A 25,580-nucleotide genomic window follows, 5' to 3' on the forward strand; every position below is an offset into this window, starting at 1 on the left:
ATGATTTTAGCTGTGTCCAAGCTCAAAAACCCCTCATCCCCAGCCGACGGCTATCGCGGGCGATTTGCCCCTTCGCCGACAGGGCCACTTCATGCTGGATCCCTTGTTGCCGCCCTTGGAAGCTGGTTAGACGCCCGTGCAAATGGGGGTCAATGGCTCCTCAGAATAGAGGACATTGACACCCCTAGATGCGTGCCCGGAGCCGACCTTCAGATTCAAAGTCAATTACGCGCTTGTGGCCTTTTTTGGGATGGGGGGCCAAGTTATCAATCTAGAAGGCAAGAGCTCTATCAAGCAGCTTTTCAGCGCCTTCATGAGTTCGGCAAACTATATTCATGCTCCTGCTCAAGACAAACGATTGCCAATACCTTAGCGGCAGCGGGTATTCGTACTCCACGTAATCAAGAAATGGTCTACCCAGGAACTTGCAGACCTTCACAACTAATATCCTATACCGACGGTTTGTTAGCAGATAGCAAAAAAGCATGGCGCATTGCCCTTCCTGAAAATTGCCAGATACAGTTTGAAGATCTTTTCCTCGGCATACAGCACCAAGATCTCTCTCGGGAAGTGGGTGATTTTGTTTTACGTAGAAATGATGGCTTATTTACCTATCAACTAGCAGTGGTTGTTGATGATGCGGACCAAGGCATAACCCATGTTGTTCGTGGCAAGGACTTACTAAACAACACTGCTAGGCAAATTTATCTTCAACAACAATTGGGCTACCCAACCCCAAGCTATCGCCACCTTCCCTTAGTGCTAGATACAAATGGTGAAAAGCTCAGCAAACAAACGCTAGCAAGTTCAATCAATACCGAAAATGACAAAAGCGCGCTTGCTGAGCTTCGCAAAGCAGCGGAGCACCTTGGCTTAGGTAGCATGCCTGATGGGAACATCACAATTGCAGAGTGGTTATTGGCGGCTACAAAAGCCTGGAGGGATGTAACAGTGAACGCTCAGTCCAAAGATTGAGTGTTCATTACTGGGTTACTTTTTCTTAAAGCCGCCAAGTAAGGCACCCACCGCAGGCTTAGCAGGAGTGATGCCTGCTCTTTTCGCTTCCGGCAACTGAGCTGCTGTTGCGGAATCCGCATTAGTAGATTTTGGTGCACTACCTGGCTCATAAGGCTTGTAGAAGAACGGGTCCGTGATTTGGCCTGGAGTGGATTTCACATCAGGCAATGGCGCTACTTCTAGTTTGCGCTTCATTAATTTCTCGATGTCATCGAGTAAACGCTTTTCGCTTTCATCGACTAGGGCAATCGCGTCGCCTTTGCTACCAGCGCGACCCGTACGACCAATGCGATGAATAAAATCTTCGGCATTAAATGGCAACTCATGATTAATCACGCATGGCATATCTGGAATATCCAAACCACGTGCAGCCACATCCGTTGCCACTAAAGCTTCGATAGCGCCTGATTTAAATGCTTCCAAGGTTAAGGTGCGTTCGCCCTGACTCTTATCACCATGAATCGCGCCAGCCTTAATGCCATCGCGCTCTAAGGCTCGTGCTAATTTCGCGCAACCTAGACGGCTATTGGTAAAGATAATGCACTGACGCGATAAGCCTTGGCGAGTGCGATTCTCCAAAACTTTTACGATCGCACGTTGTTTATCCATTGAAGAAACTAAATGGACCACTTGTTTTACTGTGTCAGCTGCAGCATTTTGTCTTGCCACTTCAACCGTTACTGGAGAGCGCAAATAACTTTGCGCTAATTTCTTAATCTCTGGTGAGAAGGTTGCGGAGAACAATAGGGTTTGGCGTTGCGCTGGAATCAAGTTAATGATGCGCTGCAAGTCTGGCAAGAAGCCCATGTCGAGCATGCGATCTGCCTCATCCAATACCAACAGCTCTACTTGTGACAAATTCGCTACTTTGGAACCAATGTGATCTAGTAAGCGACCTGGCGTAGCAATCAGAATCTCTACACCATTACGCAATACTTGCACTTGCTCTTTCATATCCACGCCACCATAAACCACGGCAGTGCGTAAATCCGTATGTTTGGAATAACTTGCAGCGTTATCTGCTACCTGCACCGCCAACTCACGAGTTGGTGTCAGCACTAATGCACGAATGGGGTGACGCGCTGGCGATGCACTATTGCTCGCGTGACGCAAAATCTTTTGAATAATCGGCAATACAAAGGCTGCTGTCTTGCCAGTACCTGTTTGCGCCGCGCCCATCAAATCACTTCCCGACAATACATGGGGAATCGATTGCGCTTGAATTGGGGTTGGGTTGTTATAACCCTGTTCGGCTACCGCTTTTTGAATCAGCGGATCTAAACCAAAATCAGCAAAAGTGATTGTTGCTGTAGGGCTGGCAGCAGTTGCTGCGCCAGACCCTGTGGATGAATTGATATCAGTAGTAGTGTTTGTCAAGGTAACTTACAGAATGGCCGCGATGCCGGCCTTAGCGGTCTCAGCATCTTCGGACGATTTAACGCCGGAAACGCCGACTGCGCCGATGGTAAACCCATTTACCTCGATATTGACCCCACCCTCTAACATGCCAGCGATGTGCGGGGCAGATAAGAAAGAAGTGCGGCCATTGTTAATAATTTCTTCGTAAACACGGCTTTCGCGTTTACCCATTGCAGCAGTACGCGCTTTCTCTTGCGCAATATATGCAGATACAGGGGCGCAACCGTCACGACGAATTAAGCCCAACATATGACCACCATCATCACAAACCGCAATGGTCACTGCCCAGTTATTCGCAGCGGCATGCTTGTTAGCAGCTTCCAAGATCTTTTGAACATCTGCTTGTGTGAGGTAAGGTTTAGTTGCCAACATGTTGAATCCTTTTTAAATACGTTTGTCTCGAATATGTTTTATGTGATGAAAATGTCATCTTTACAAGTGCCTGAATTATAAAGGGTGTGGCCAGACTCAAACCTACAAGCCCCGCTACACCGCATTTCTAACGCTTAGGAGATTACTTCAGGAACTCCTGAGCAGCTACTACACCGCTAGCCTTAGGCTTATAGCCCATTGCACCCAAGCTCATTTCTACACCACTCAAAGCAGCCATCAAGCTCAATTCATTGCAGTCGCCCAAGTGGCCAATACGGAATGCTTTGCCTTTAATCTTGCCAAGACCCGTACCTAATGAGAGATTGAATTTCTCAAGCGCATGTTTACGTAAGACATCCGCATCCATGCCTTCAGGTACAGCAATGCAAGTTAATACAGGTGAATAGCAATCTTTATCTTGACACTGGATCTCCAAGCCCCAAGCATTTACTGCTTCGCGACAAGCGGCAGCTAAACGTTGATGACGTGCAAAGATATTATCTAAGCCTTCAACCATCATCATGTCCATAGCTTCATGCAAGCCGTACATCAAATTGGTGCTTGGAGTAGTTGGCCAATAACCATTTTTATTGGACTCTAAAATTTCATCCCAAGCCCAATAGGACTTTGGAAAAGTATTACGCTTACTTGCCTCAATTGCCTTTGGTGATAATGCGTTAAAGCCAATGCCTGGCGGCAACATCAAGCCCTTCTGGGAGCCAGACACCGTCACATCAGCGCCCCACTTATCGTGCTCATAGTCCGCCGAACCCAAGCCAGACACGCTATCCACCAGCAATAAGGCGGGATGTTTGGCGGAATCAATTGCTTTACGTACTGCAGCAATGTTAGAAGTAACACCGGTTGATGTTTCATTATGGACTACGCAAACCGCCTTGATCTCATGCTGCGTATCTTTGCGCAAACGCTCTTCAATCACAGAAGCATCAACACCCCAACGCCAAGAATCTTGTCCTGGCTTTCCAACCACTTCTACATCTAAGCCCAATCGCTTTGCGAGCGCACGCCACAAGTTTGCAAATTGACCAGTTTCATAAAACAGCACCTTGTCACCAGGATTAAGCACATTCACTAAAGCGCCTTCCCATGAACCAGTTCCAGATGCGGAATAAATGATCACCGGTTGCTCAGTTTTAAAAATCTTCTTGATACCCTCGAGTACCTGCAAACCAAATGCACCGAATTCAGGGCCACGATGGTCAATAGTTTGGTAACTAATAGAACGTAGCACTCGGGAGGGCACAGGACTTGGGCCAGGAATATGCAAAAAATGGCGTCCTGATGCGTGGTTATCAAGTTTCAGCATGGTTTGTCTCGCTATTGATCAGTTTTATGGGTTTAAGTACTTAAAAAAGAACTTTGACGTAGTGTATGCCAATTTTTAGTAATTTTCCATTTTGTATACAAATTTATTTAGTTAAATTGCCTAAATATGGCTTATTTATGCTTTATTATGGCTTATTGACTATTTTGTATACAAATTTAGGATTCCAGAATCATGGCAAACGAAACGCTGAATTCCCAGAATCTTCACGAAGCCACCTTCCAGAAGCTCCGCTCTTTATTGGTGGAAGGCAAGATCGCGCCCGGCAGCAAACTCAATGAACGGGAGTTGGCTGAAAGTTTGAGCGTTTCACGCACGCCGATTCGGGAAGCGATTCGTCGCTTAGCGGCAGATGGTTTGGTTGAGCTCATCGCCAATCGTGGCGCCATTGCCGTACAACTGTCTCTTGAAGACGTGATTCATACTTTTGATGTGATTGCAGACCTAGAAGGTTTTTCTGGTGAATTAGCAGCCAACAATATTAGCGATGCCACTCTTTCTGAATTAGAAGCCCTCCAATATGAAATGATGGCTTCCTATGCTCGCAGAGATTTATCAAGCTACTACCAACTCAATCTGCGCATTCATCATCTCATTAATCAAGCGGCAAATAATCCAGTCCTCTCTCGATTATTTACCCAAGTCAATGCCCGCATTGAAGCTTTACGCTTTCGCTCCAACCAAGATGGCGTGAAGTGGGAGAAAGCCGTTGAAGAACATCAAGAGATGTTGGATGCGCTCAAGGCTAGAGACGGCAAGCGCATGCGCAAGATCATGATGCAACACGTTCACAACAAGCGCGATGTAGTCGTGCAATTACTCCAATCTGAAATGCATATAAAGGCAAGCGAGTCATCCGAGTCAACCGAGGCAATCAAATCATGAATAAACCCCTCCACAAAGAACTCCTGATGGATACCGCGCTACTGGCTAAGCGCTTGCGCCAGGAGACCTCTGGCGAAGTGATGACCGATAGTGCAAGTCGCGGGCGCTATGCAACCGATGCCTCTATTTATCAAGCCATGCCTGTTGCGGTCTTTGTCCCGAAGACCGCCGAAGATATTGCCAGCGCTATTCAGATTGCAGCAGAAATGAAAGTACCCGTACTGCCTCGCGGTGGCGGCACCAGCCAATGTGGTCAAACGACTGGTGCTGCATTGGTGATTGATAACACCAAGTACTTTCGCAATATTCTGGATCTCAATATCGAAAAAGGCTATGTAGAAGTTGAGCCTGGCATGGTGCTTGATCACCTTAATGGCTCACTAAAGCAACATGGCATTTGGTATCCAGTGGATGTTTCCACTGCTGCACAAGCAACCATTGGTGGCATGGCGGGCAATAACTCCTGTGGTAGCCGTTCCATTGCCTACGGCAACATGGTGCATAACGTATTGGGTATTGATGCCTGGTTAGCAGATGGTCAGGTTGCACAATTTGGCAACTATGCCAACAGCTCTGGCGCAGCCAAGCAGCTTGGCGATTTTGTTAAAGACCTTGCGTGCACTCTCCAACCTGAAATCGAAGCTCACTTCCCCAAAGTGCTCAGGCGCGTTGCTGGCTACAACCTCGATATCTTTCACCCACAAAGTGAACTTCCTTACACCCAAGATAGCAGCGTCAATCTCGCACATCTCTTGGTGGGTAGCGAAGGTACGCTGGCGTATTTCAAATCCTTAAAGCTTGCGCTAGCGCCATTACCAAAGCACAAAGTGCTAGGCATCGTGAACTTTGCTAGCTTTTATAAAGCGATGGATAGCGCGCAGCATATCGTCAAACTCGGACCCACCGCCGTAGAGCTTGTCGATCGCACGATGATTGATTTAGCCCGCAGCAACCCTAGCTTTAAGAAGACGATTGAGACTTCACTCATTGATCCTGCTGCGCCAACACCTGAAGCCATTCTCCTAGTAGAGTTTTCTGGCGAAGCCCATGCCCCTCTGCTTGAGAAACTCAAAGCCCTTCAAGAATTGATGGGTGACTTAGGTTTACCTGGTTCTGTTGTTGCCATGCCAGATGCAGGTTTGCAAAAAAATCTCTGGGAAGTACGTAAGGCTGGTCTCAACATCATGATGAGTCTGAAAGGCGATGGCAAGCCAGTCAGCTTTATTGAAGACTGTGCCGTACCTCTAGAAAGCTTGGCGGAATACACCCAAGCCTTGACTGATGTGTTCTCGAAATACGGATCACGTGGCACTTGGTATGCCCATGCCTCTGTTGGCACGCTACATGTGCGCCCTATTTTGGATATGCGTCGCGATGGCGCGCAAAAGATGCGCGCGATTGCAGAAGAAGCTTCAGCCCTGGTGCGCAAATATAAAGGCGCATACAGCGGTGAGCATGGTGATGGACTCTGTCGTGGTGAATGGATCTCTTGGCAATTTGGACCGAAGATTACCGAAGCACTTGCGCAAATCAAACAAGCTTTTGATCCGAAGGGGTTATTTAATCCCGGCAAGATTATTGATCCACCCAAGATGGATGATGCAAGCAATTTCCGCTTTCCACCAAGCTACAAAGTTATTCCACTGCAGCCCGCATTAGATTGGTCTGCTTGGAATGTTCAAAATAATCCCGTTACTGAAGAGACTACTGCCCCCGGCACGGGTGGTGATCCTGCGCAAGGTTTAGCCAAAGCAGTAGAGATGTGCAATAACAATGGCCATTGCCGTAAGTTCGACGCTGAGGTGATGTGCCCTAGTTATCGCGTGACTCGTGATGAGAAGCACCTGACACGCGGTAGAGCCAATACCTTACGTTTAGCGCTTTCTAATCAACTGGATCTGCAAGATGAGAGCTCACCTTTAGGTAGTGACGCCATTAAAGAGGTCATGGAGCTTTGCGTCAGTTGCAAAGCCTGTCGCCGTGAATGCCCTACTGGGGTTGATATGGCAAAGATGAAGATTGAGTTCTTATCAGCCTACAAAAAGCGTGTGGGTCACTCATTACGCGATCTTGCAGTGGCTTATTTACCCAAATATGCGGCCACGATTAGCAATATCCCGCTACTGCCATCATTACTCAACCTACGCAATCACTTTGCGCCTATCGCCAAGCTACAAGAATGGGTAATGGGTATTTCTGCACAGCGTAGTTTGCCTATTTGGAAGAGTAAAACCTTTTGGAAACAGAAGGCGGCAAATAACTATCAATACACTCCAGAGCAATTGGCGAGCCAGAGCAATAGAGGCAAAGGTGTTGTTTTGTTGGCTGATACTTTTAACGCTTACTTTGAAGATGAAAATCTCCAAGCAGCCATCAAAGTACTAGAGGCTGGTGGCTACAGAGTACATATTCCTCATAAGGGCAAATGCGAGAGTAAAAACGAGAGCGAAAGCAACAATTCTTCCGCTACAAATACTTGCTCCAAAGAATTTTGCTGTGGCAGAACCTATTTAGCTGCAGGTATGGTGGATCAGGCAAAAGCCACACTAGGTGAACTGGTAAATCACTTGGCACCATACGCAGAACAGAATATTCCGATTATTGGCTTAGAGCCCTCGTGTCTTTTCACCTTAAAGGATGAAGCACTTGTCATGGGTCTTGGTGAGTCAGCAGTGCGCGTATCCAAGCAAGCGCAACTACTAGAAGAATTTTTAGCAAGTGAGGTCAAAACCGGAAATCTGAAGCTGAATTTAAAAGCGGCAAACCAAGAAGTACTCTTTCATGGACACTGTCATCAAAAATCGTTTGCGGCGGTTACCCCAGCACTGGAATTGCTCAAACTCATTCCAAATGCACAAGCTAAGCTGATTGAGTCATCATGTTGCGGTATGGCGGGCAGCTTTGGCTATGAAGCTGAACATATTGCCGTTTCCAAACAAATGGCTGAAGCTAGCTTATTACCTAGTATTCGTAAATCACCAGATAGTTGGGTGATTGCTGATGGTACTAGTTGCCGCCATCAGATTGCAGATGGCGCTAACAGAGAAGCGGTACACATTGCCAAAATATTGGCAGCGCATCTTCAGTAAAAACTTTTATCAAAAGTTAGCGGATTACTCCATAACCAACCATGAGCAAGGTACCCGTTAATAAAGCGGGTACTAAGCGCCTGGTAGGCTTGGATACCATCACACCAATACTGAGTACGCAAACCAAAATGCGGATCCATAAAGGCACGGTCGCCATTAAACCTAATGGCATCACAATCAAACGAATAGTTAATGCTGCAACCATCGTATAGGTTACTGCAGAGAGCCAACGAAAGATCTCGCTGTCTTGATTGATGCTATTAGAAAGTAAGACACCAATAGCTCTGCAAAAGTACGTACCGAGACAGGCGCCAACTAAAGCGATCCATAAACCCCAGCCTGAGAGCGCATCAGCCATGTTATGAATCACATTCATTAGCCGATCACCCCTGCTCTCTTGCGCAAGAACTTACGGTCGATAAAGTAAGCTAGAGTGCCGCCAACCAAACCTGCTGTTAACAGACTGGTATCACGATCAATTAAGAAAAAGATCGGGCCAAAGATACAGCCCATACAAATAGCGATTCGATTAATCCAGGGCTTCACTTCAGTAAATGTCAGTAAGAAGAACAATGGGTTAATAAACACCAAGCCCAAAGTCACCGCGGGCGGAACCATGCCGGCTAGATAAAAACCCAGAATCGTTCCAGGAATTGAAATCAACCAGCAAAGCAAACCTAAGCCCACGAAATAACTTAAGCGATGTTTCACCTCAATCGAATGAAACTCCTTCATGGAGATGGCCCATGCGGTCATCGCCAATAAATGCACTGAGGCATATAAATTACGATTGCGATCTTTTTGATGAAACTGCGGAAAGAGTGTCACTGTCATCGTGACAAAACGTGTTGAGGTCAAAGTCACTGCCAATGCAATTGCCAATACTGAAGAACCAGTGATTGCCATTTCTAAAAGCACGACTTGACCTGGCAAGGCAAACATGAAGAATGTAGTAAAGCTCGTAAACCAAACATCAAAGCCGTTGGTCTTACCCATCGCACCAAAGCCCACCATACCCGCGAATAGAACCATGGCTGGGGCACCAGCTGCATCCCGTATACCCGACCAAAATGCATCCTGACGATTTTGGAAGCGTTGCACTACAGGAGTTTCATGGGAAGACATGGTGTGATTGTAAAAGCTGGGCTCAATCTTTGCTTGTTTCAATTGAGAGAGCCCACTCAATGTGTTCGGCCACTAAAGGGTCTGCAGTAGCCATGGCATTTTGCAAGGCTTGACGTATGGATCGCTTATCTTCATTACTTACTTGAGGGCTAGCTAAGGCATTGCCCAAGCCAACAGCGAGATTACGACGCCAGCGAGCATATCCAATGCGTCGAATCGCACTACCTTCGTGGCGTTGATTAAATTCCGCTTCAGTCCATGACCATAGCTGCAACAATGTAGCCTGACCTAGACCATGACGTTGGACAAAGTCAGGAAGTTGCGATCGCTTGGCAAATTTATTCCATGGGCAAATAAGCTGGCAATCATCGCAACCATAAACACGATTACCCATTGCTTTACGAAACTCGACTGGAATAGCCCCTGGATTTTCAATCGTCAAATACGAAATGCACCGTCGTGCATCTAATTGATAAGGCGCAGTAATCGCTTGTGTTGGGCAGATATCAATACAAGACTGGCATGTTCCACAATGCGCTACTTGAGGCTCATCTACCGGCAAGGGAATATCAACCAAGATCTCACCTAAGAAAAAGGTAGAGCCCGATTCTCGATTGAGTAATAGCGTGTGCTTGCCGCGCCAACCGAGCCCTGCTTTGCGTGCAAGCTCCACCTCCATCAATGGCGCTGAATCCGTAAACACGCGATAGCCAAACGGTCCAATCTTTTCTTCAATCGCTTTGGCAAATTCTTGCAAACGATTGCGCAATACCTTGTGATAGTCGCGACCTCGAGCATAGATCGAGACTGAAGCTTTTATTGGGGTCTCTATGCCTTGCCACTCTGCATCGAAATCGATGTCAGGCGAAAGGTAGTTCATGGACACGCAGATAACCCTGAGAGCGCCTGGTACCAGTAGCCCAGGATTTGCTCGTAAGTCCGCATGACGTTGCATGTAGTCCATGTGCCCATGGCGCCCTTGTGCCAACCATTCTTGGAGTCTTTGGCTGGCGTGACCTAATACGGTATCGGTAATCCGCAGATCATCAAAGCCCAACTCCACCGCCTTTACACCAAGCCATGTACGCAGCGAGGCAGCATCTTCTAGCGATGCTTGACCTGACGCTTGACTTGAAGGATCAGTGGATAAAGGCATATAAATAGAGAATGTAGCCGAATATTTGAAATAAACTAGAACAATGGCCAAAATACCAGAACCACTGGACACCATTACGCAATATTGTAGGCAGGAAGCGGATACCGCTCAGCTCGCCCAAGGCATTGCCGCCAGTATTCAGAAAAAGATAGAACAGAGTCCTGACAGCCATCTCAATATAGCGCTTGAGGGTGATTTAGGGGCAGGCAAAACTACCTTTGCAAAATACCTCATTCAAGGTCTTGGTTATACAGGCAAAGTAAAGAGCCCCACCTATACATTGTGTGAGCCTTACCCACTTCAGGCTGACAACACCCAATACTCTGCACATCACTTTGATCTGTATCGCATGCGCGATCCATTGGAATGGCAAGAAGCTGGGTTTGCAGAATTTTTTGATGTGTCTGGATTTTGTTTAATTGAGTGGCCAGAAAAAGCAGAAGGCACTTTGCCGCCATTTGATATTGAGATCGCGCTTGAGGCCGGAGCAAATGAGAATGAACGATCCATCAAGATCAGCGCATTATCAGAACAAGGTCTGACCCTTTTAAAAAGTATTGGCTAATTCATCCATCCATGCCTAAGCCAAATACTCCCAAGATACTCAATTCACAGGTTAGCTTTTCGAGAAGACGCCATCTCAAAACTACCGCTAAGGCGCTTGGCCTAGTGCTGCTACTGGGAGAGCTTGATCTCGCTTGGGGCGCCAAGATCTTGGGCGTGCGTGTTTGGCCTTCTGAAGACTACACGCGTATTACGCTTGAGTCTGATACGCCTTTACCTATTACCCAGCAGATTCTGACCAACCCTGATCGCTTGGTGGTTGATGTTCAAGGCCTGGAACTCAACCCAACCCTCAAAGATCTCGTTGCTAAAGTAAAGCCGAATGATCCTTATGTCTCACAAATCCGAGTTGGTCAATTTCAGCCGGGTATTGTGCGCTTGGTATTTGACTTAAAAGAACCAATCAAACCACAGCTCTTCACATTAGATCCCGTTGGTGAATACAACTACCGTATGGTGTTTGACTTATACCCAAGCACTCCACCCGACCCACTAATGGAGTTAGTGAAAAATAGCGCCCGCAAGGAAACGGCTTTAGCTAAATCCAATGAAGAAGTCGATTTAATTGCGCAATTTGCTACCAAGAAAGATAAAGAGGTTGCCAAGGCCCCCTCTGGTCCAGTGGCTCAAGCTATTCCAGAGACCAAGGAAGCTGCTGCTCCTGCCAAATACAAGCGCTTGATTACGATTGCGATTGATCCCGGCCATGGTGGCGAAGATCCTGGGGCTATTGGCTCCTTAGGATCTAAAGAAAAGCATGTCGTTTTGTCGATTGCCAAGCGTTTGCGCGACAAGATTGAAAATGAATCATACATGCGCCCTTTCTTAACCAGAGATGGTGATTACTTTGTGCCTTTGCATACTCGAGTACAAAAAGCCAGAAGAGTTGAGGCTGATTTATTTGTATCGATACATGCAGATGCCTTTATTCAGCCTCACGCAAAAGGCGCATCCGTTTTTGCTCTTTCACAGATGGGGGCTAGTAGTACGATGGCGCGTTGGATGGCCAATAAAGAAAATGCTTCAGATTTGATTGGCGGCATCAATATTAAAGTCCAAGATCGACAAGTAGCTAACCTACTATTAGATATGTCGACCACTGCTCAGATTAAGGATTCATTGCAAGTAGGCAATTCTGTCTTAAAACAAATTGGTGGATTTGCGCCCTTACATAAAGGCAAGGTTGAGCAAGCGGGTTTTGCGGTTCTTAAGGCGCCAGACGTTCCATCCATCCTCGTAGAGACCGCATTTATCAGCAACCCCCAAGAAGAATCCAAATTAAATGATGATGGCTACCAAGACCGTATTGCCGATGCCATTTTGAAGGGAATTAAGGACTATTTTGCGAAGAATCCACCCGTCGCCAGACGGGGCAACGCATAGCGATCTTGTAAACACAAGGGCTCAAGGGTAGACATCCCACAACCGAGGAAGAGCCAAGAACTTCTTGCTATAATTTATGGCTTAACTGGGTCGGTAGCTCAGTCGGTAGAGCAGCGGACTTTTAATCCGTTGGTCGCGAGTTCGAATCTCGCCCGACCCACCAGTTATACAGCCACCTTCGGGTGGCTTTTTCTTTTGGTTTCATGAAATGTGTTGTTACTGTATGGACTCAATGTGGGATCTTGTAGACGTTAATAGGTGGGGATCTAAGACGCTGGATGACCGTAGGCGACTATTGGAAGATTTGGTTGGTAAGTGTCGTGTTTCGAGACACTTACGGCATATGGTTTGTCGGGTAACCCGACAAACTACTTGCGACTAATAAGCATATTAAGAGCCCCTTGGTCATACAACTTTTTTGCCGCCTGAACTGGTAATGGGTCTAATTGATTGCCTGACTCACTTAGCACCAATTCCATTGCTTTATCAATACCCAATGCAGGGCGATATGGTCTAAATGACGACATTGATTCTAGCGTGTCAGCAACAGCCAGTATCTTTGACTCTAGCAATATTTGATCGCCTTTTAGTCCCAACGGGTAACCAGAGCCATCAATTCTCTCATGATGCTGTCTAACTATCTCAGCGATTGGCCATACAAAAGGAATTTCCTTAAGCACCTTATATCCATTATTGACGTGATCTCTTAAGATGGCATGCTCATGATCAGTCAGTGCAACTGGCTTCATTAATATTTCAGCAGGAATTGATATTTTTCCGATGTCATGAACCAAGGCGGCTAATTTCAGCCCATGAATTTGATCTGAAGTACAGCCTAACTCCTTGGCAATAGCCTCTGAAATAATGGCTACACGATATTGATGTCCTGCAGTATATGGGTCGCGCAATTCCATAGTTGTAGACATTGCACCAACCATTGACTCTAATGACTTAATCAGAAGTTTTTGAGACTCTTCTTGGCGTAACTTATCTTGTTCTATGATTGCTTGATTTTGCAAACCCTCTATACCAAAAGCAATTTCATCAGCAAGGCCTTCAAATAAATGGATTTCAGGCAATGAAAATGCATTAGCAATGCTTGCATAGACTATTAAGCCACCAATAACTTTTTCCCCTGCTTGCAAAGGAACAGCAACACAGCTTTTAATTCCAAATTTTTGTGCTCGATCTCTCCACGGCAAAAAATTTGGGTCAACATCACAATTATTAACTATGGACGGTTTTTGAGTTCGGATTGCGGTACCCAAAGGACCTCTACCACTGGGCATATTCTCATCCCAGCTCACCACAATTCCATCAGCGTACGCGCTTGCAGAACCCGATACACCTGCAACTAGTAGATCCTTAGTGTGATTTTCCTTAATCAATCCTACCCAAGACACTACGTAAGGAAATTGATTCGTAATTCCTTCACAAACACCCTGAACCAGCTCTAGCTGCGTCTTTGCCCTGAGCAAAACTTTAATTGCATTTGAATAAGCCGCTAAGGCCCAAACTTGTTTCACCAACTGATGATCATTCATTTTTTAATATTAGCCGATAAATTTACTCAATTACGGGATTTTGATTGACGGCTAGAGTCTACTGTGAGAAATTAAATTAAATTAATCATTGCATGGGCTTTATGGGCATATTTGCTCTATTTTTATATTCTCTATCTTTTATAACGCAAGCAGGAACAGCTTTCTTTTCCTTTTTGCTAGCAATCAAATCGCCGACAAGGTACAAGTGGGGCTGGCTTTTTCTATGCCTTGGTTTAACTTTAATGTTAGGGCGAAGAATTAGCCCTATTTTTTCCATATTAGAAACTAATCACTTCAATATGACAGATGCCATTCTTTCCTTGCCAATCTCAGCCTCGCTTTTAATTGGAACTATTGGCATTCACAAACTAATGTCTCAAGTAAATACTGAGAATCAATTAATGTCGATCCTCTCTCAACTTGATCCACTAACCAATTGCTTAAGTCGTACAGAAACTTTATACCAGTTATCTAATGAAATTAAGAGATCCCAGAGAACAAAAAAACCTTTCGCTGTACTTGAGTTAGATATCGACCACTTTAAGCTTATCAATGATGAACACGGCCACAATATCGGCGACGAAGTACTTCACTCATTGGCTACTTATATTAGAAGTCTATTGCGCAGTAATGATCACTTTGGGCGTGTGGGTGGAGAGGAGTTCATTATTATTCTTCCCGATACTGACGAGCAGCAAGCCAAGATAATCGCAGAGCGTATTAGAGAGCAGGTTGAGAGAAAAGTTGACTATAGCCAATCAAGCGTTAAGCCAATTCAGCTGACCATTAGCATTGGCATATGCATTGCTGAAATAACTGGGTCGATTACTGCTATTAATGATTTTTGCAAAGTTCTTATAAAGCAAGCAGATGAGGCAATGTATAGGGCAAAAAATAACGGCAGAAATCAAGTTGCCTTTTAGTGCAGGTTAAAAGGGAATAACTAACTCTTCCATCACATAGCGATAGAAATAATTGGGACCCAAAAATCCTGCTGATTTTCCATAGCCGGCACGAGTTTTAAAGTAATAATCATTTGATGCTACAGGGCTTGTGGCCGCCAACTCATAGAGCTGAGTCGTGGTACTTGGGTCTTGATTGACAGTTTGACGGCCAACCCCAGCTGTGCCATTAATCATCCACCCTTCGTAACGCTTCCTAAAACCAAAAGCGATCATAGTTTCGCTATATTCGGATGGATTGAAATAGTTATTTGGTACGGCAGTATTCGTATCTCGATACTGCCTGTAACGCAATTGAGCCGTAAGCCCATACTCAGGAACTAAATCATAGATTAATTTAGCTTTGACTGTTGGCCTGGTATTAGTATCTGAGAAATACATATTCCCACCCATCAGCACCACCGACAGACGATCAATGATTTTTTGCTCAATGCTGATAGCAGGAAATGTGTAATAAATCCCATTATTCAGCGAATTTTGGGTCTCCACTCGGTCTCGATTTAATAAGGCCTCGATAATTGTTGTATCGGTTGCCTGCAGACTATATGAGCTATCTGTCGCTATTAATTTATGACCATTTTCAAGGTTATAGCTAATGTTTGCGTTATAACCCAGTCCATTTCTAGGGTTAATCGCTTTAGTTAGCAATGTATAGACCTCGGCTGACGAATCCCAAGATCCTTGCGTAAAGTAATTATGTTGATAGTTAATACCAGTGTATTTTTCACCATTACTATACAAAGGCATATATCCAGCGCGATATTTATAAGTCGAAAATCCTTCGCTATCTGATGCTATGTATGCGTTAGGAATTGAAATCGCCTGCGTTGGAGTACTTTGTTGTGCTAGGACAGAACCACTTGCCAAGCCAAGGAAAAAATATATACAACTTTTTAGGGCGCGGCTCATTTCGTACCCCATGATTTTTTAAGATTAAAAAATTCAGAGAAGTACCCATACACACATGCAGGCTGGAGTATTAAGCCGTAAGCAAATACATAAAATACAAATCCAAACCAATTGGCTCGAATATGAAGATGCTCACTCTCAAACATCTTTTTGCCTCTGATGTACATGAGCCAATTTAATGATGCAGCCATTGGCAGCAAGAACAAGGTCATGGGACCAACTATCCAATAAATTCCAAAACACGCCAAAATCAGCCCCGGAATAAATCCAAAGGTATAGGCAATATCCATCAATGGGAACATCGTATTCCACCAAACATATAAGGTGGTTAATCGAGGCCTAAACAACAATAACGGATTTTCCTTAAATGCCTCAATCAACCCTCTGGACCAACGCTGTCGCTGTTTAACAAACTTCTTAAGGGTATTAGGGCAATCCGTAAATACAAGTGCATCCTCGGCGTGACCAATCCGATAACCACGATTAAGCATCTTCCAGGTTAATACAATGTCTTCGCCAACCATCTCCGGCCAACCGCCAAGCTCTAATAAGACCTTTCTGTCATAGAGAGAAAAAGCCCCCTGCGCGACCAATGTGCCTTGAAATAAAGATTGAATTCTTTTAACGCTAGCTATACCCAAGAAATAATCCCATTCTTGCGCCTTTGTGATCCAATTTTCACGAGAATTTCGTATCAGTATTTCACCGGCCACTGCCTTTGTATTGGGAGGATCTGACAAATATCTACCAACCAAATTACGAATTCCATCTTTGAACACATATCCATCAGCGTCAATCGTAATCACTACATCAGTAGTTGAATGACTCAAACCATGATTTAGTGCGGAGGCCTTACCGCCGTTATGCTGTAAATAGATTAGTTCAATATTTGAATGATTTGCAGCAATACTGCGAACCTTATCAACGGTTCCGTCTATTGAGCCATCACTTATTACAATTATTTTTATCTTTTCTGGGTATTCTTGCTTAATCAAACTCATCAAAGTAGCTTCAATTGACATAGCTTCGTTATAAGCGGCAATTAATATAGTTACTGGCAAATATCTTTGGTCAGCAATTACTTTTGGACGCTTATCCAGCAGTAAAGATATAAAAACAAATGCATTCATGAAGCCTGGGACAATTGCGATCATCGTAATCAGAAAATACGCAAATACTCCGCCTATTTGAGTTGCTAGATCGGAATACCAAGGCAGAGAAAGCCAGATTGATAACCCCATCCAACTCAATGAAAAAATTAAGGCAATTGCAAATTTAAGTGTTACTGATATGTACATTGGATTGCCAATATATTTGGGTTAATTTCTCATTCTACGCCAATCAAAGACACCCATTTCTGTTGCCAGAGAACTATCAGCCCAGTAAACATTGGACAAATAGAGCACACATATCGATTTCTAGATCAAGACTTGATTAAATTCGGCTTAAAGTGCATTTTTCCATCAACCCAAAACGCCATCAACATAAATGCCACAAGCGCACAGCCACCTGAAAATAGGAAGGCATATAAAGGCGTAATGGCTTCATAAATCCAACCAAAAATAAACGAGGCTGGGAACAACATCAAACCTGTGACGAGATTGAACCAACCAAAAGCTGTGCCTGCTAGACCCTTGGGCGCCATATCGGCTACCAATGCTTTCTCCACCCCTTCGGTTGCGGCTTTAAACAATCCATAAATTCCAAACAAGGCAAATATTTGGAACATAGAAATCCCAGGCAAGCCCATGGCGATATAAAAGAAAGCAAAAGCAATCCACGCAATCAAAATAAAACGCTTTCGGCCAAACTGATCTGATAAGGCCGATAAAGGCGTTCCAAATAAAGTCGTAATGAGAGAGATGGCTGCCCATAACAAAGGAATATCTGCTTGTGGTACCCCAGCCTCTCTTGCTCTTAATAGCAAGAACATATCTGAGGAGTTAGCCAAAGCAAAGATACCTGCTACAACAAGATATCTTTTAAATTGATTAGGCATACCCTCAAGAGACCAACCAAATTTACTCGCTTGTGGAACGGCTTCTTTGTGGGGCTCTTTAATACACAAGGCAAGCACAATGGTGACGATTGCCGGCACAACCGCCCATAGAAAAATATCTCTGAGTGGCACCCCTAAAGATAAAAATAGCGCAGCTAACAACGGGCCAATGACTGCGCCGGCATTATCCATAGAGCGATGGAGCCCAAAGGTAATGCCTCTCTGATTTTTATTAACGCTTTCTGCCAATAAGGCGTCTCGAGGCGAACTACGAAGGCCTTTACCCATACGATCTGTAAAGCGAATAGCCAGAACCCATAACCAAGAATTGGCGATTGCTATTAGAGGTCTACCAATACCAGCAAGTGAATAACCCAGCACAATCCACGGCTTTGCCTTTTTAGTGCGATCTACGATTACGCCTGAAACTAATTTAAAAATACTGGAAGTAGCCTCAGCAATCCCTTCAATAATGCCCAGCGCCTTTGGACCAGCCATTAATACCGAGGCAAGATATAAAGGCATTAAGGGGTAAAGCATTTCACTAGCCGAGTCATTGACTAGACTAATGAGCCCGATGAGCCACACGGCTCGAGGAAGGGCGAGGATACTTTTAAACATGACGGGTTTAATTTAGCATCTTATTGAGCTGAACTGTCTTATCAAATGACAGCTATTGTCACTAAGAAGCTGTAAGATGTAATTAGCCTTTTAACCAGGAGAATAGCAATGCCCTACGCAATTGAAGTGAAAGCCGGTCAAGAATATTGGTTATGTGTTTGCGGCCTCAGCGGCACAGGCCTATGCAATGGTTCACACAAGACTACAGATAAGACACCAAGTCAATTTAAAGCAACCAAAGATGAGACCATCTATGTATGCGGCTGCACCAAAACCAAAAACAGCCCATTTTGCGATGGGACACATAACTCGCTGTAGTTAAAAGACGGATATTCAAGTGTCGCGTTTCGCGACACTTGGCCTACTAATCATCTAAGTCAAAAGACTCTTGAGACCATTGTTTGAAGTACTTAAGCCCAACCTCATTTTCCAGACCCAATACATCCCTAACAAATAACTCAGTATTCCCAGCTCCAATCAGGATATCAGGACCTATATATTGATCATCTTCAAATTCCCGAAGAATCCTCAATTCCTCTTCTGCAGCATCTACCCCTATCTCAAACTGCCATGTTTTAAGGGTTCGGATTCTTTCAAGATCCGCATTGGAAAATCGCTTATGAACTGAGAGGTTGGTGATCCCTATCTTATATAGAGTCTCATTGTTATCAGTTAGTACGGCAAGATAATAAAGCGTAGCTGGCTTTGTTTGATCAAACCCAGAAACAGCACAGCCAGGACAACCAGATCCTCTTGAATGATTAATGGGCGATTGCCAAAAGGATCCATGCTCCGAACAAATGATCTCCACTTTATCTTGAGCAGATGCGTAGTTGACTTTTGAGTAGTCATATCCATCTCCATGAGTCAGCCAAGCTGCTTCAATAAAATCGTCTGTAGTTAGTCTGCGTTTATCGGCACTGGCTATATCGCTACACTTCGAACAATTAATCCCACGAATATGGGCTGCAGGTAATTGAAAAAATGGGCCATGCTCTTTACAGATGATCTTTACCTTGGTTAAAGCATTGGTGTACTCAACTTGCGAGTAATCATATCGATCGCCATGCATATTTTTGGCATCTTGCAAGAATCGTTCTAATGAATGACTGAGCTTTTGGGCTGTAGATTCACGTCCACAACTGGGGCAATTAAAACCCTTCAAGTGAGACATTACCCGCTGATTAAAGAATCCATGCTCAGGACAAAGGATTTTTATCTTATCCTCCACGCTCTTAAAATCTACAAAAGCGTAGTCATAACGACCGCGATGCAATACCTGCGCCCGAATAATAAAGTTCATAATGCTTAATGGCTTATTGCCACCACAAGCTCGACAACCTTTTCCACTTAGATGATTTGCAGGTCTCTGCTGAAATTCCCCATGTATTGGGCAAATGATCGTGACATCTTTTATGGCGGCGATATATACCATCTTTGAATAGTCGTACTTATCACCATGCACCTCTCGGGCACGTCTGATGAAATCGGCGGCAGTGACTTTTTTGGACAAAATATAGATACGTTAGGTTAATGAAACTTAATAGAAATATTAGCCTATGAATCAGTAAGATTTGTCGGGTAACCCGACAAAATAATGTCGAAACCACCCTGCTCCATCGCCAACCCGATCAAACCCGCAAGACCACCCGTCAACGTCACGCCACTTTCAAGGCAGGTTTAGGTCAATGTCTTGACTACTGTCTATCTACAATTTCACATCTTTTAATCCGTTGGTCGCGAGTTCGAATCTCGCCCGACCCACCACAAATTTGTAGGTACGTACCGGACACATGCTTTACGTCCAGTACCGACCACATGGTTTACACATCTACCAATCACATCCCCAATACTTTGGGACCAAATGGGTTTTCTAGGGCTTGTACCCGCGAAGACTCCATATCAAAGTAAGCCATATCGTAATCCATAAAGCTGACTAGCCACACGTCGTCCTCGACTTGCCGCAATCCTACGTCATGACCAGCGAACACCGTACTAAAGTGAATCTTCTTGCCATCCAAACAGATGCGTCCGCAGTTGGTAACAGTGACGGTTTTATCGTGGAAGGGATAGCTGACATCAGGCAAGCCTTCGTATTTGCGGGCCGATGGCATATACAGATCGGCTGGTTTTTTCATGTCCAGGGCTTGATGAGGACGCTCATAGTTGTACTCATAGATAAAGTCTTCAAACTTATCTTGTTGTTGCAACAGCGTTTTAGCTGGCGGTTTAGTCGTCGCTTGTTTGAGCGTTAAGTGCATGCGTTCATGCCGACCATTTTGCTGAGGATTGCCTGGCTTAATGCGCTCAATCCCAATCCCTAAGCGCAGCCACCACACCGATAAGCTAGAGAGACCATAGAGTGCATTGGCGCACGCAAAGGGCACACCATTATCTGAGCGGATACTGCCTGGCAGCCCATACTCTTTAAAGAGTTGCTCAAAGACGGTAAAGGCCTGGGCTTCTCGGGTACTCTCTAGCCCTTCACAGCAAATCAAAAAGCGACTGGCATAGTCCGTCACCGTTAAGGGGTAACAATACTGCTTGTTACCGAGCATAAATTCGCCTTTGTAATCGACACACCACAGGGCATTAGGCTCTTTGAGATCGGATAAGTTGGTTCCCGTGAGTTTGGGATGGTGGCGACCCCGTTTCTTTTTCACTAAGCCATGGCGATCGAGTACCGCGTGTACTGTACTTTTAGCTGGCAAGGCAATATCGGGGTAATGGGTGTGCAATCGATCCCGCAGTTTAGGAGCGCCCCAAGTCGGAAACTCCTTTTTGAGTTTGACAATGAGTTGCTCGACCTGGAAGGGTAAGTGGTTGGCTTGCCGAAACGGGCGTCTACTGCGATCGGTAAAGGCTTCTAAACCACTATCTTTATAGCGATCAATGATCTTATGGCAAGTCACCCTAGAGATTCCGAACTCCTGGCATAAGGCAGAGATCTTCTCGCCATCTAAGTAACGCGACACAAATTTGAGCTTTTCGTCCATCTTCGTACTAACATTGCCCGGCATAGAGTGGTCCCTCCTATGCCAAAAACTGTAAAGCATGTGTCCGGTATAAAGTGTTAACTATGTGTCGAGTCGTACAGGGCCACCTTCGGGTAGCTTTTCTTTTTGGTTGGTGTAACTGTGGTGACTGCTGACAACAATTGACGATCCTATGAACCGGGTTAAGTGGGGATGGGTACGCTGGGTGACCGTGGACGACTATTGGAAGATTTGGTTGGTAAGTGTCGCGAAATGCGACACTCGGGCATATGAGATGTCGGGTTACCCGACAAACGAGGTTATAGGCAACCAAAAAACCACTCGAAGATGGCCTTTTATTTACTTACAGCAAGAGCTGTCTTTTGAGCAACTTTTGCATCCCATGATTGAATAGGCTGGGCAAAACCTAAATACGCCCGTTACTAGTGGAAGAACCCCTATCCAACCCCAATCTCCAATTTTATCAGTGAGAGTTAATCCGATTAAAACTAAACCGATAACGATCCGAATCACTCTATCAGCACCACCAACATTGCATTGCATATCAACACCTCCCATGGTTATTTGCTACAGTAATTTTTATAAAGCACACTCATAACCTCTAAAGCTGCAGAATTAGATAGTGAATAGTAAATCTGCTTACCCTCTCTTCTTGTTTCAACTAGCTCTTCATTTCTCAAAACTGTGAGCTGCTGAGACAAAGTGGGCTGACGAATATCTAGCGCTGCCTCAAGTTCGCTCACACACTTTTCACCCTGACTAATTTGACACAACAATAGTAATCTATCGCTATTTCCTAGCGTTTTAAGCAGTCTGCAAGCCTCATTAGCTGATTCTTGCATTCTTCCTAGATCCATACTCATAGCCATTTAAGACTTACAGCCCCCATTTAATTTCATCATATGATCATTTTACATTATTATATAATATAATTATATGAATTAATCAGTTAGGCGCAAAGACATGGACAATCAGTTAGGGATTTCAGGCCGAATAGCAGCATTTTTTCAAGGGGCGCAAATTACGCCACTAATAGCTATCCTCGCTTTACTTCTGGGCTTATTTGCCATCATAGTCACCCCACGTGAAGAAGAGCCTCAAATTAATGTAACGATGGCCAATGTCATCATTCCTTTTCCTGGCGCGAGCGCTAAGAATGTAGAGGAAATGGTCTCGATTCCAGCGGAGCAAGTGTTATCACAAATTGCAGGTATTGAGCATGTCATGTCTATGTCTCAAACTGGTCTATCCGTGATCACTGTTCAGTTTAAGGTGGGCGTACCCAGAACAGAGGCATTAGTGAGACTGCATGACACGGTAGCAGCCAACTCAGATTGGTTACCCAAAGGTCTAGGTGTTATGCCAGCCATTATTAAGCCAAAGGGAATTGATGATGTACCTATATTGTCACTTACCCTATTTTCAAAAAATCCCTCAGTAACTTCTTATGAATTAGAGAAGATTGCCAACAAAATAGAAATAGATTTAAAGCGTATTAAGGGAACTCGCGAAGTTAGCACTATAGGAGGCCCAAAAAAAGCCATCCGCATCGAAGTTAGTCCAGAGAAAATGGCCATCAAAGGCGTCACTATTCCTGAACTCAGAATGGCGCTAGAAACTGCCAACCTAGGCATGCCTGTTGGTGATCTTCTTACTGAACAAGGTGCAGTTGCCATTGAAACTGGCCCTTTCCTGAAAAACTTAAATGATGTTGAGAACATCGCTCTCGGGGTGCGCCAAGGCAACCCGGTATATATCAAGGATGTAGCTGCAGTTATAGAGGGACCCATGCAAAATCACCGCTTAGTTTGGCATACAGATGCTACCGATAAGGGCTCTGTAGATCACCCTGCCGTCACGATTTCAGTGACTAAAAAGCCTGGTGAAAATGCTGTTGATGTTTCAAATCAAGTGCTTAACCAAGTGCAATCCCTTAAAGCCACCTTAATACCCAAGGATATTGAGATAGCCGTCTCTCGTAACTATGGCGAAACTGCCAATGAAAAGGCTACCAAACTAATTCAGAAATTAATATTTGCAACCCTATCAGTAGTCGCACTCATTTTCTTTGCGCTTGGACGCAGAGAAGCTGCAATTGTTGGGTCTGCCGTTGTACTTACCTTGGCCGCGACTTTGTTTGCATCATGGGCCTGGGGATTCACAATTAATCGCGTCTCTTTGTTTGCTCTGATATTTTCTATTGGCATCTTAGTCGATGATGCCATTGTGGTGGTAGAAAATGTTCACCGACATCAATTACTCTTCCCCAATAAAAGCCTCGAAGAAATTATTCCTGGCGCGGTAGATGAAGTCGGAGGCCCAACCATATTAGCTACTCTAACGGTTATTGCCGCCCTATTACCAATGGCTTTTATCAGCGGCCTCATGGGACCTTACATGAGCCCCATCCCTATTAATTCAAGCATGGGCATGTTGCTTTCACTTGCAATTGCCTTCATGATCACTCCTTGGATGGCCAGAATTTGGTTGACTAAACATTCAGACAATCAAAAGGAAAAGGCGCACTTTAATCTTGCTCAGTGGATCGGTCCAAAGTTCAAAAAAATATTTCAACCTCTTTTAAGCGATCAATCCGGCAAAAGAAATCGGAAACTACTTGCTGGCGGAGTGATTGGTGCCATTTTAATTTCAATCGCATTGCCAGTGACTGGTCTAGTGGTGCTAAAAATGCTGCCTTTTGATAATAAGTCTGAATTTCAAGTGATACTGGATATGCCACCAAACACGAGGATTGAGAAGACCTCAGATGTTTTGAGGGAAATGGGGGTCACACTTGCAAAATCGCCTGAAGTGAGTAGCTACCAGATATATGCTGGCACCTCAGCGCCAATCAACTTCAACGGCTTGGTGCGACAGTATTACTTTAGGCAAAGTCCAGCATTAGGCGATATCCAGGTCAACTTAGTGGATAAGCATCACCGCTCAGATCAAAGCCATATCATAGCAAGTCGAATTCGACCTGCGCTGCAAGAGATTGCAAAAAAATATTCTGCGAATGTCAAAGTAGTGGAAGTACCTCCAGGACCTCCAGTACTTTCACCAATCGTCGCCGAAATATACGGCCCAACTACAGAAGGACGACTTAGCGTAAGCAAGTCAGCTCGATCTGCGCTGGAGAAAACAGAGGGCGTTGTCGACATTGATGACAGTAGCATTGCAAAATCACCAAAGCAATTTTTGGTGATTGATCGTCGCAAAGCAAGTTTGATGGGCATTTCTCAGCAACAGATTGTCACCACCCTACGCGCCGGACTCTCCGGAGAGAACGTCGCCTATATACATGATGAGTCGAAATATCCCGCGCCTACAGAAATCCGACTCCCTAAGAATAAACAAGATTCATTAGATGAACTTCTGAAGTTAACTATCAGAAACTCACAGCGAGAGGCCATTCCCCTAAGCCAATTAGTTTCGATTGTAGACGCCGATCGTGAGCAGACTATCTATCACAAGGATCTTCTTCCAGTGAATTATGTGATTGGAGATGCTGCAGGAAAAATTGATAGTCCTCTATATGGACTATTTAAAGCCAGATCCCTGACAAAGGAAATTAAGGATCCACAGGGTAAAGAGGTGGAAGAATTCTTTACAGCAGCCCCAACCGATCCCTACCAACATTACGCCATCAAATGGGATGGCGAATGGCAAGTTACCTATGAAACCTTCCGTGATATGGGCGCTGCCTATGCAGTTGGCTTAATACTGATTTACCTTTTGGTTGTAGCGCACTTTGGCTCCTACCTTACGCCGCTCGTCATCATGGCACCAATCCCCCTTACCATTATTGGGGTCATGCCTGGACATGCCCTATTGGGTGCGCAATTCACGGCGACCTCCATGATTGGTATGATTGCGCTAGCGGGCATCATTGTGCGCAACTCAATACTACTAGTAGACTTTATTAATCTGCAGGTTCGTGAGGGCATTGCATTCAAGGATGCTGTAGTTGATGCAGCAATCACCAGGGCGCAGCCGATTGCGTTGACAGGCTTAGCCGCCATGTTAGGCGCCTTCTTTATATTAGATGACCCCATCTTCAATGGCCTTGCCATCTCTCTAATTTTTGGAATTCTGATCTCGACTGCTTTAACGTTGGTCGTCATTCCCTTGCTCTACTACACAACCTACTCGAATCGAGTTGACAGAATTCTCAAATCAACCCATTAATTCATT

22 protein-coding genes and 1 tRNA gene are annotated in these 25,580 nt (G+C 44.8%); 9 read left to right on the plus strand and 14 right to left on the minus strand.

Translation table 11 applies throughout. The features are described from left to right. Positions 1-975, plus strand: a complete 975-nt coding sequence (gene gluQRS, locus ICV39_RS09750) for a tRNA glutamyl-Q(34) synthetase GluQRS (protein ID WP_215389880.1) — start codon at positions 1-3, stop codon at positions 973-975. A 15-nt stretch (positions 976-990) separates the two neighbouring features. On the opposite strand, the gene ICV39_RS09755 is transcribed toward gluQRS, so the two are convergent. From ICV39_RS09755 to ICV39_RS09765, 3 genes are all read right to left on the minus strand, one after another. Then, positions 991-2,394: a DEAD/DEAH box helicase gene (locus tag ICV39_RS09755; protein ID WP_215389881.1), complete on the minus strand. Its 1,404-nt coding sequence runs from the start codon at positions 2,392-2,394 to the stop codon at positions 991-993. Positions 2,395-2,400: 6 nt separating this feature from the next. Further along, positions 2,401-2,805 (minus strand): heme-binding protein, encoded by a 405-nt coding sequence (locus tag ICV39_RS09760; RefSeq protein WP_215390978.1) that lies wholly within the window; start codon positions 2,803-2,805, stop codon positions 2,401-2,403. 145 nt (positions 2,806-2,950) lie between these two features. Next, positions 2,951-4,135, minus strand: coding sequence for an alanine--glyoxylate aminotransferase family protein (locus ICV39_RS09765; protein WP_215389882.1), 1,185 nt, complete (start codon positions 4,133-4,135; stop codon positions 2,951-2,953). A 192-nt stretch (positions 4,136-4,327) separates the two neighbouring features. On the opposite strand from ICV39_RS09765, the gene ICV39_RS09770 reads away from it, so the two are divergent. Both ICV39_RS09770 and ICV39_RS09775 read left to right on the plus strand, forming a co-directional pair. Next, a complete protein-coding gene (locus ICV39_RS09770; protein WP_215389883.1) occupies positions 4,328-5,038 on the plus strand; it encodes a GntR family transcriptional regulator in 711 nt (236 codons plus the stop codon). Continuing rightward, positions 5,035-8,127 carry an FAD-binding and (Fe-S)-binding domain-containing protein gene (locus ICV39_RS09775; RefSeq protein ID WP_215389884.1) on the plus strand — a complete coding sequence of 1,031 codons (3,093 nt, stop codon included), beginning with the start codon at positions 5,035-5,037 and terminating at the stop codon, positions 8,125-8,127. The genes ICV39_RS09770 and ICV39_RS09775 overlap by 4 nt, the downstream gene beginning before the upstream one ends. Before the next feature lie 16 nt (positions 8,128-8,143). Here the strand turns inward: ICV39_RS09775 and ICV39_RS09780 are convergent, their stop codons facing one another. Genes ICV39_RS09780 through queG form a run of 3 tightly spaced genes read right to left on the minus strand, consistent with a single transcriptional unit; the run spans position 8,144 to position 10,408 of the window. Continuing rightward, on the minus strand, positions 8,144-8,503 hold the full coding sequence (locus ICV39_RS09780; protein ID WP_215317469.1) for an AzlD domain-containing protein: 360 nt from the start codon (positions 8,501-8,503) through the stop codon (positions 8,144-8,146). Continuing rightward, positions 8,503-9,252 (minus strand): AzlC family ABC transporter permease, encoded by a 750-nt coding sequence (locus ICV39_RS09785; RefSeq protein WP_215317468.1) that lies wholly within the window; start codon positions 9,250-9,252, stop codon positions 8,503-8,505. The genes ICV39_RS09780 and ICV39_RS09785 overlap by 1 nt, the downstream gene beginning before the upstream one ends. A 22-nt stretch (positions 9,253-9,274) precedes the next feature. After that, the gene (gene queG / locus ICV39_RS09790; RefSeq protein WP_215389885.1) at positions 9,275-10,408 is read right to left on the minus strand and encodes a tRNA epoxyqueuosine(34) reductase QueG; all 1,134 of its coding nucleotides are present in this window, start codon (positions 10,406-10,408) and stop codon (positions 9,275-9,277) included. Positions 10,409-10,451: 43 nt separating this feature from the next. Between queG and tsaE the strand changes: the two genes are divergently transcribed. The 3 genes from tsaE to ICV39_RS09805 all read left to right on the plus strand — a co-directional run bounded on the left by tsaE (position 10,452) and on the right by ICV39_RS09805 (position 12,518). Further along, complete coding sequence (tsaE, locus tag ICV39_RS09795; RefSeq protein WP_215389886.1) at positions 10,452-10,973, plus strand: tRNA (adenosine(37)-N6)-threonylcarbamoyltransferase complex ATPase subunit type 1 TsaE; 522 nt, start codon at positions 10,452-10,454, stop codon at positions 10,971-10,973. A gap of 11 nt (positions 10,974-10,984) precedes the next feature. Continuing rightward, the gene (locus ICV39_RS09800) at positions 10,985-12,355 is read left to right on the plus strand and encodes an N-acetylmuramoyl-L-alanine amidase (RefSeq protein ID WP_215389887.1); all 1,371 of its coding nucleotides are present in this window, start codon (positions 10,985-10,987) and stop codon (positions 12,353-12,355) included. A gap of 87 nt (positions 12,356-12,442) precedes the next feature. Then, positions 12,443-12,518 (plus strand) — tRNA-Lys (locus ICV39_RS09805). Positions 12,519-12,723: 205 nt separating this feature from the next. Here the strand turns inward: ICV39_RS09805 and ICV39_RS09810 are convergent. After that, positions 12,724-13,899: an HD domain-containing phosphohydrolase gene (locus ICV39_RS09810; RefSeq protein WP_215389888.1), complete on the minus strand. Its 1,176-nt coding sequence runs from the start codon at positions 13,897-13,899 to the stop codon at positions 12,724-12,726. Between the two features lie 92 nt (positions 13,900-13,991). On the opposite strand from ICV39_RS09810, the gene ICV39_RS09815 reads away from it, so the two are divergent. Then, a complete protein-coding gene (locus ICV39_RS09815) occupies positions 13,992-14,822 on the plus strand; it encodes a GGDEF domain-containing protein (protein WP_215389889.1) in 831 nt (276 codons plus the stop codon). Between the two features lie 6 nt (positions 14,823-14,828). On the opposite strand, the gene ICV39_RS09820 is transcribed toward ICV39_RS09815, so the two are convergent. The 3 genes from ICV39_RS09820 to ICV39_RS09830 all read right to left on the minus strand — a co-directional run bounded on the left by ICV39_RS09820 (position 14,829) and on the right by ICV39_RS09830 (position 18,390). Then, positions 14,829-15,770 (minus strand): hypothetical protein, encoded by a 942-nt coding sequence (locus ICV39_RS09820; RefSeq protein ID WP_215389890.1) that lies wholly within the window; start codon positions 15,768-15,770, stop codon positions 14,829-14,831. Beyond that, the gene (locus ICV39_RS09825; RefSeq protein ID WP_251372677.1) at positions 15,767-17,011 is read right to left on the minus strand and encodes a glycosyltransferase family 2 protein; all 1,245 of its coding nucleotides are present in this window, start codon (positions 17,009-17,011) and stop codon (positions 15,767-15,769) included. Before ICV39_RS09825 ends, ICV39_RS09820 begins: the two co-directional genes overlap by 4 nt. Before the next feature lie 182 nt (positions 17,012-17,193). Next, positions 17,194-18,390, minus strand: a complete 1,197-nt coding sequence (locus ICV39_RS09830) for an MFS transporter (protein WP_215389892.1) — start codon at positions 18,388-18,390, stop codon at positions 17,194-17,196. A gap of 108 nt (positions 18,391-18,498) precedes the next feature. On the opposite strand from ICV39_RS09830, the gene ICV39_RS09835 reads away from it, so the two are divergent. After that, on the plus strand, positions 18,499-18,708 hold the full coding sequence (locus ICV39_RS09835; RefSeq protein WP_215389893.1) for a CDGSH iron-sulfur domain-containing protein: 210 nt from the start codon (positions 18,499-18,501) through the stop codon (positions 18,706-18,708). 46 nt (positions 18,709-18,754) lie between these two features. Here ICV39_RS09835 and ICV39_RS09840 read toward each other — a convergent pair whose 3' ends face one another. From ICV39_RS09840 to ICV39_RS09855, 4 genes are all read right to left on the minus strand, one after another. Then, the gene (locus ICV39_RS09840; RefSeq protein WP_215389894.1) at positions 18,755-19,825 is read right to left on the minus strand and encodes a hypothetical protein; all 1,071 of its coding nucleotides are present in this window, start codon (positions 19,823-19,825) and stop codon (positions 18,755-18,757) included. 403 nt (positions 19,826-20,228) lie between these two features. After that, positions 20,229-21,410: an integrase core domain-containing protein gene (locus ICV39_RS09845; protein WP_215389895.1), complete on the minus strand. Its 1,182-nt coding sequence runs from the start codon at positions 21,408-21,410 to the stop codon at positions 20,229-20,231. A 315-nt stretch (positions 21,411-21,725) separates the two neighbouring features. Beyond that, the gene (locus ICV39_RS09850) at positions 21,726-21,944 is read right to left on the minus strand and encodes a DUF2892 domain-containing protein (RefSeq protein WP_371816539.1); all 219 of its coding nucleotides are present in this window, start codon (positions 21,942-21,944) and stop codon (positions 21,726-21,728) included. A gap of 2 nt (positions 21,945-21,946) precedes the next feature. Then, on the minus strand, positions 21,947-22,255 hold the full coding sequence (locus tag ICV39_RS09855) for a helix-turn-helix transcriptional regulator (protein WP_215389897.1): 309 nt from the start codon (positions 22,253-22,255) through the stop codon (positions 21,947-21,949). A 94-nt stretch (positions 22,256-22,349) separates the two neighbouring features. Here ICV39_RS09855 and ICV39_RS09860 point away from each other — a divergent pair, with 94 nt between their 5' ends. After that, positions 22,350-25,574 (plus strand): efflux RND transporter permease subunit, encoded by a 3,225-nt coding sequence (locus ICV39_RS09860; RefSeq protein ID WP_215389898.1) that lies wholly within the window; start codon positions 22,350-22,352, stop codon positions 25,572-25,574. Positions 25,575-25,580: the final 6 nt, after the last annotated feature.

It is taken from the genome of Polynucleobacter sp. MWH-UH25E (assembly GCF_018687095.1).
Lineage (GTDB): Bacteria > Pseudomonadota > Gammaproteobacteria > Burkholderiales > Burkholderiaceae > Polynucleobacter.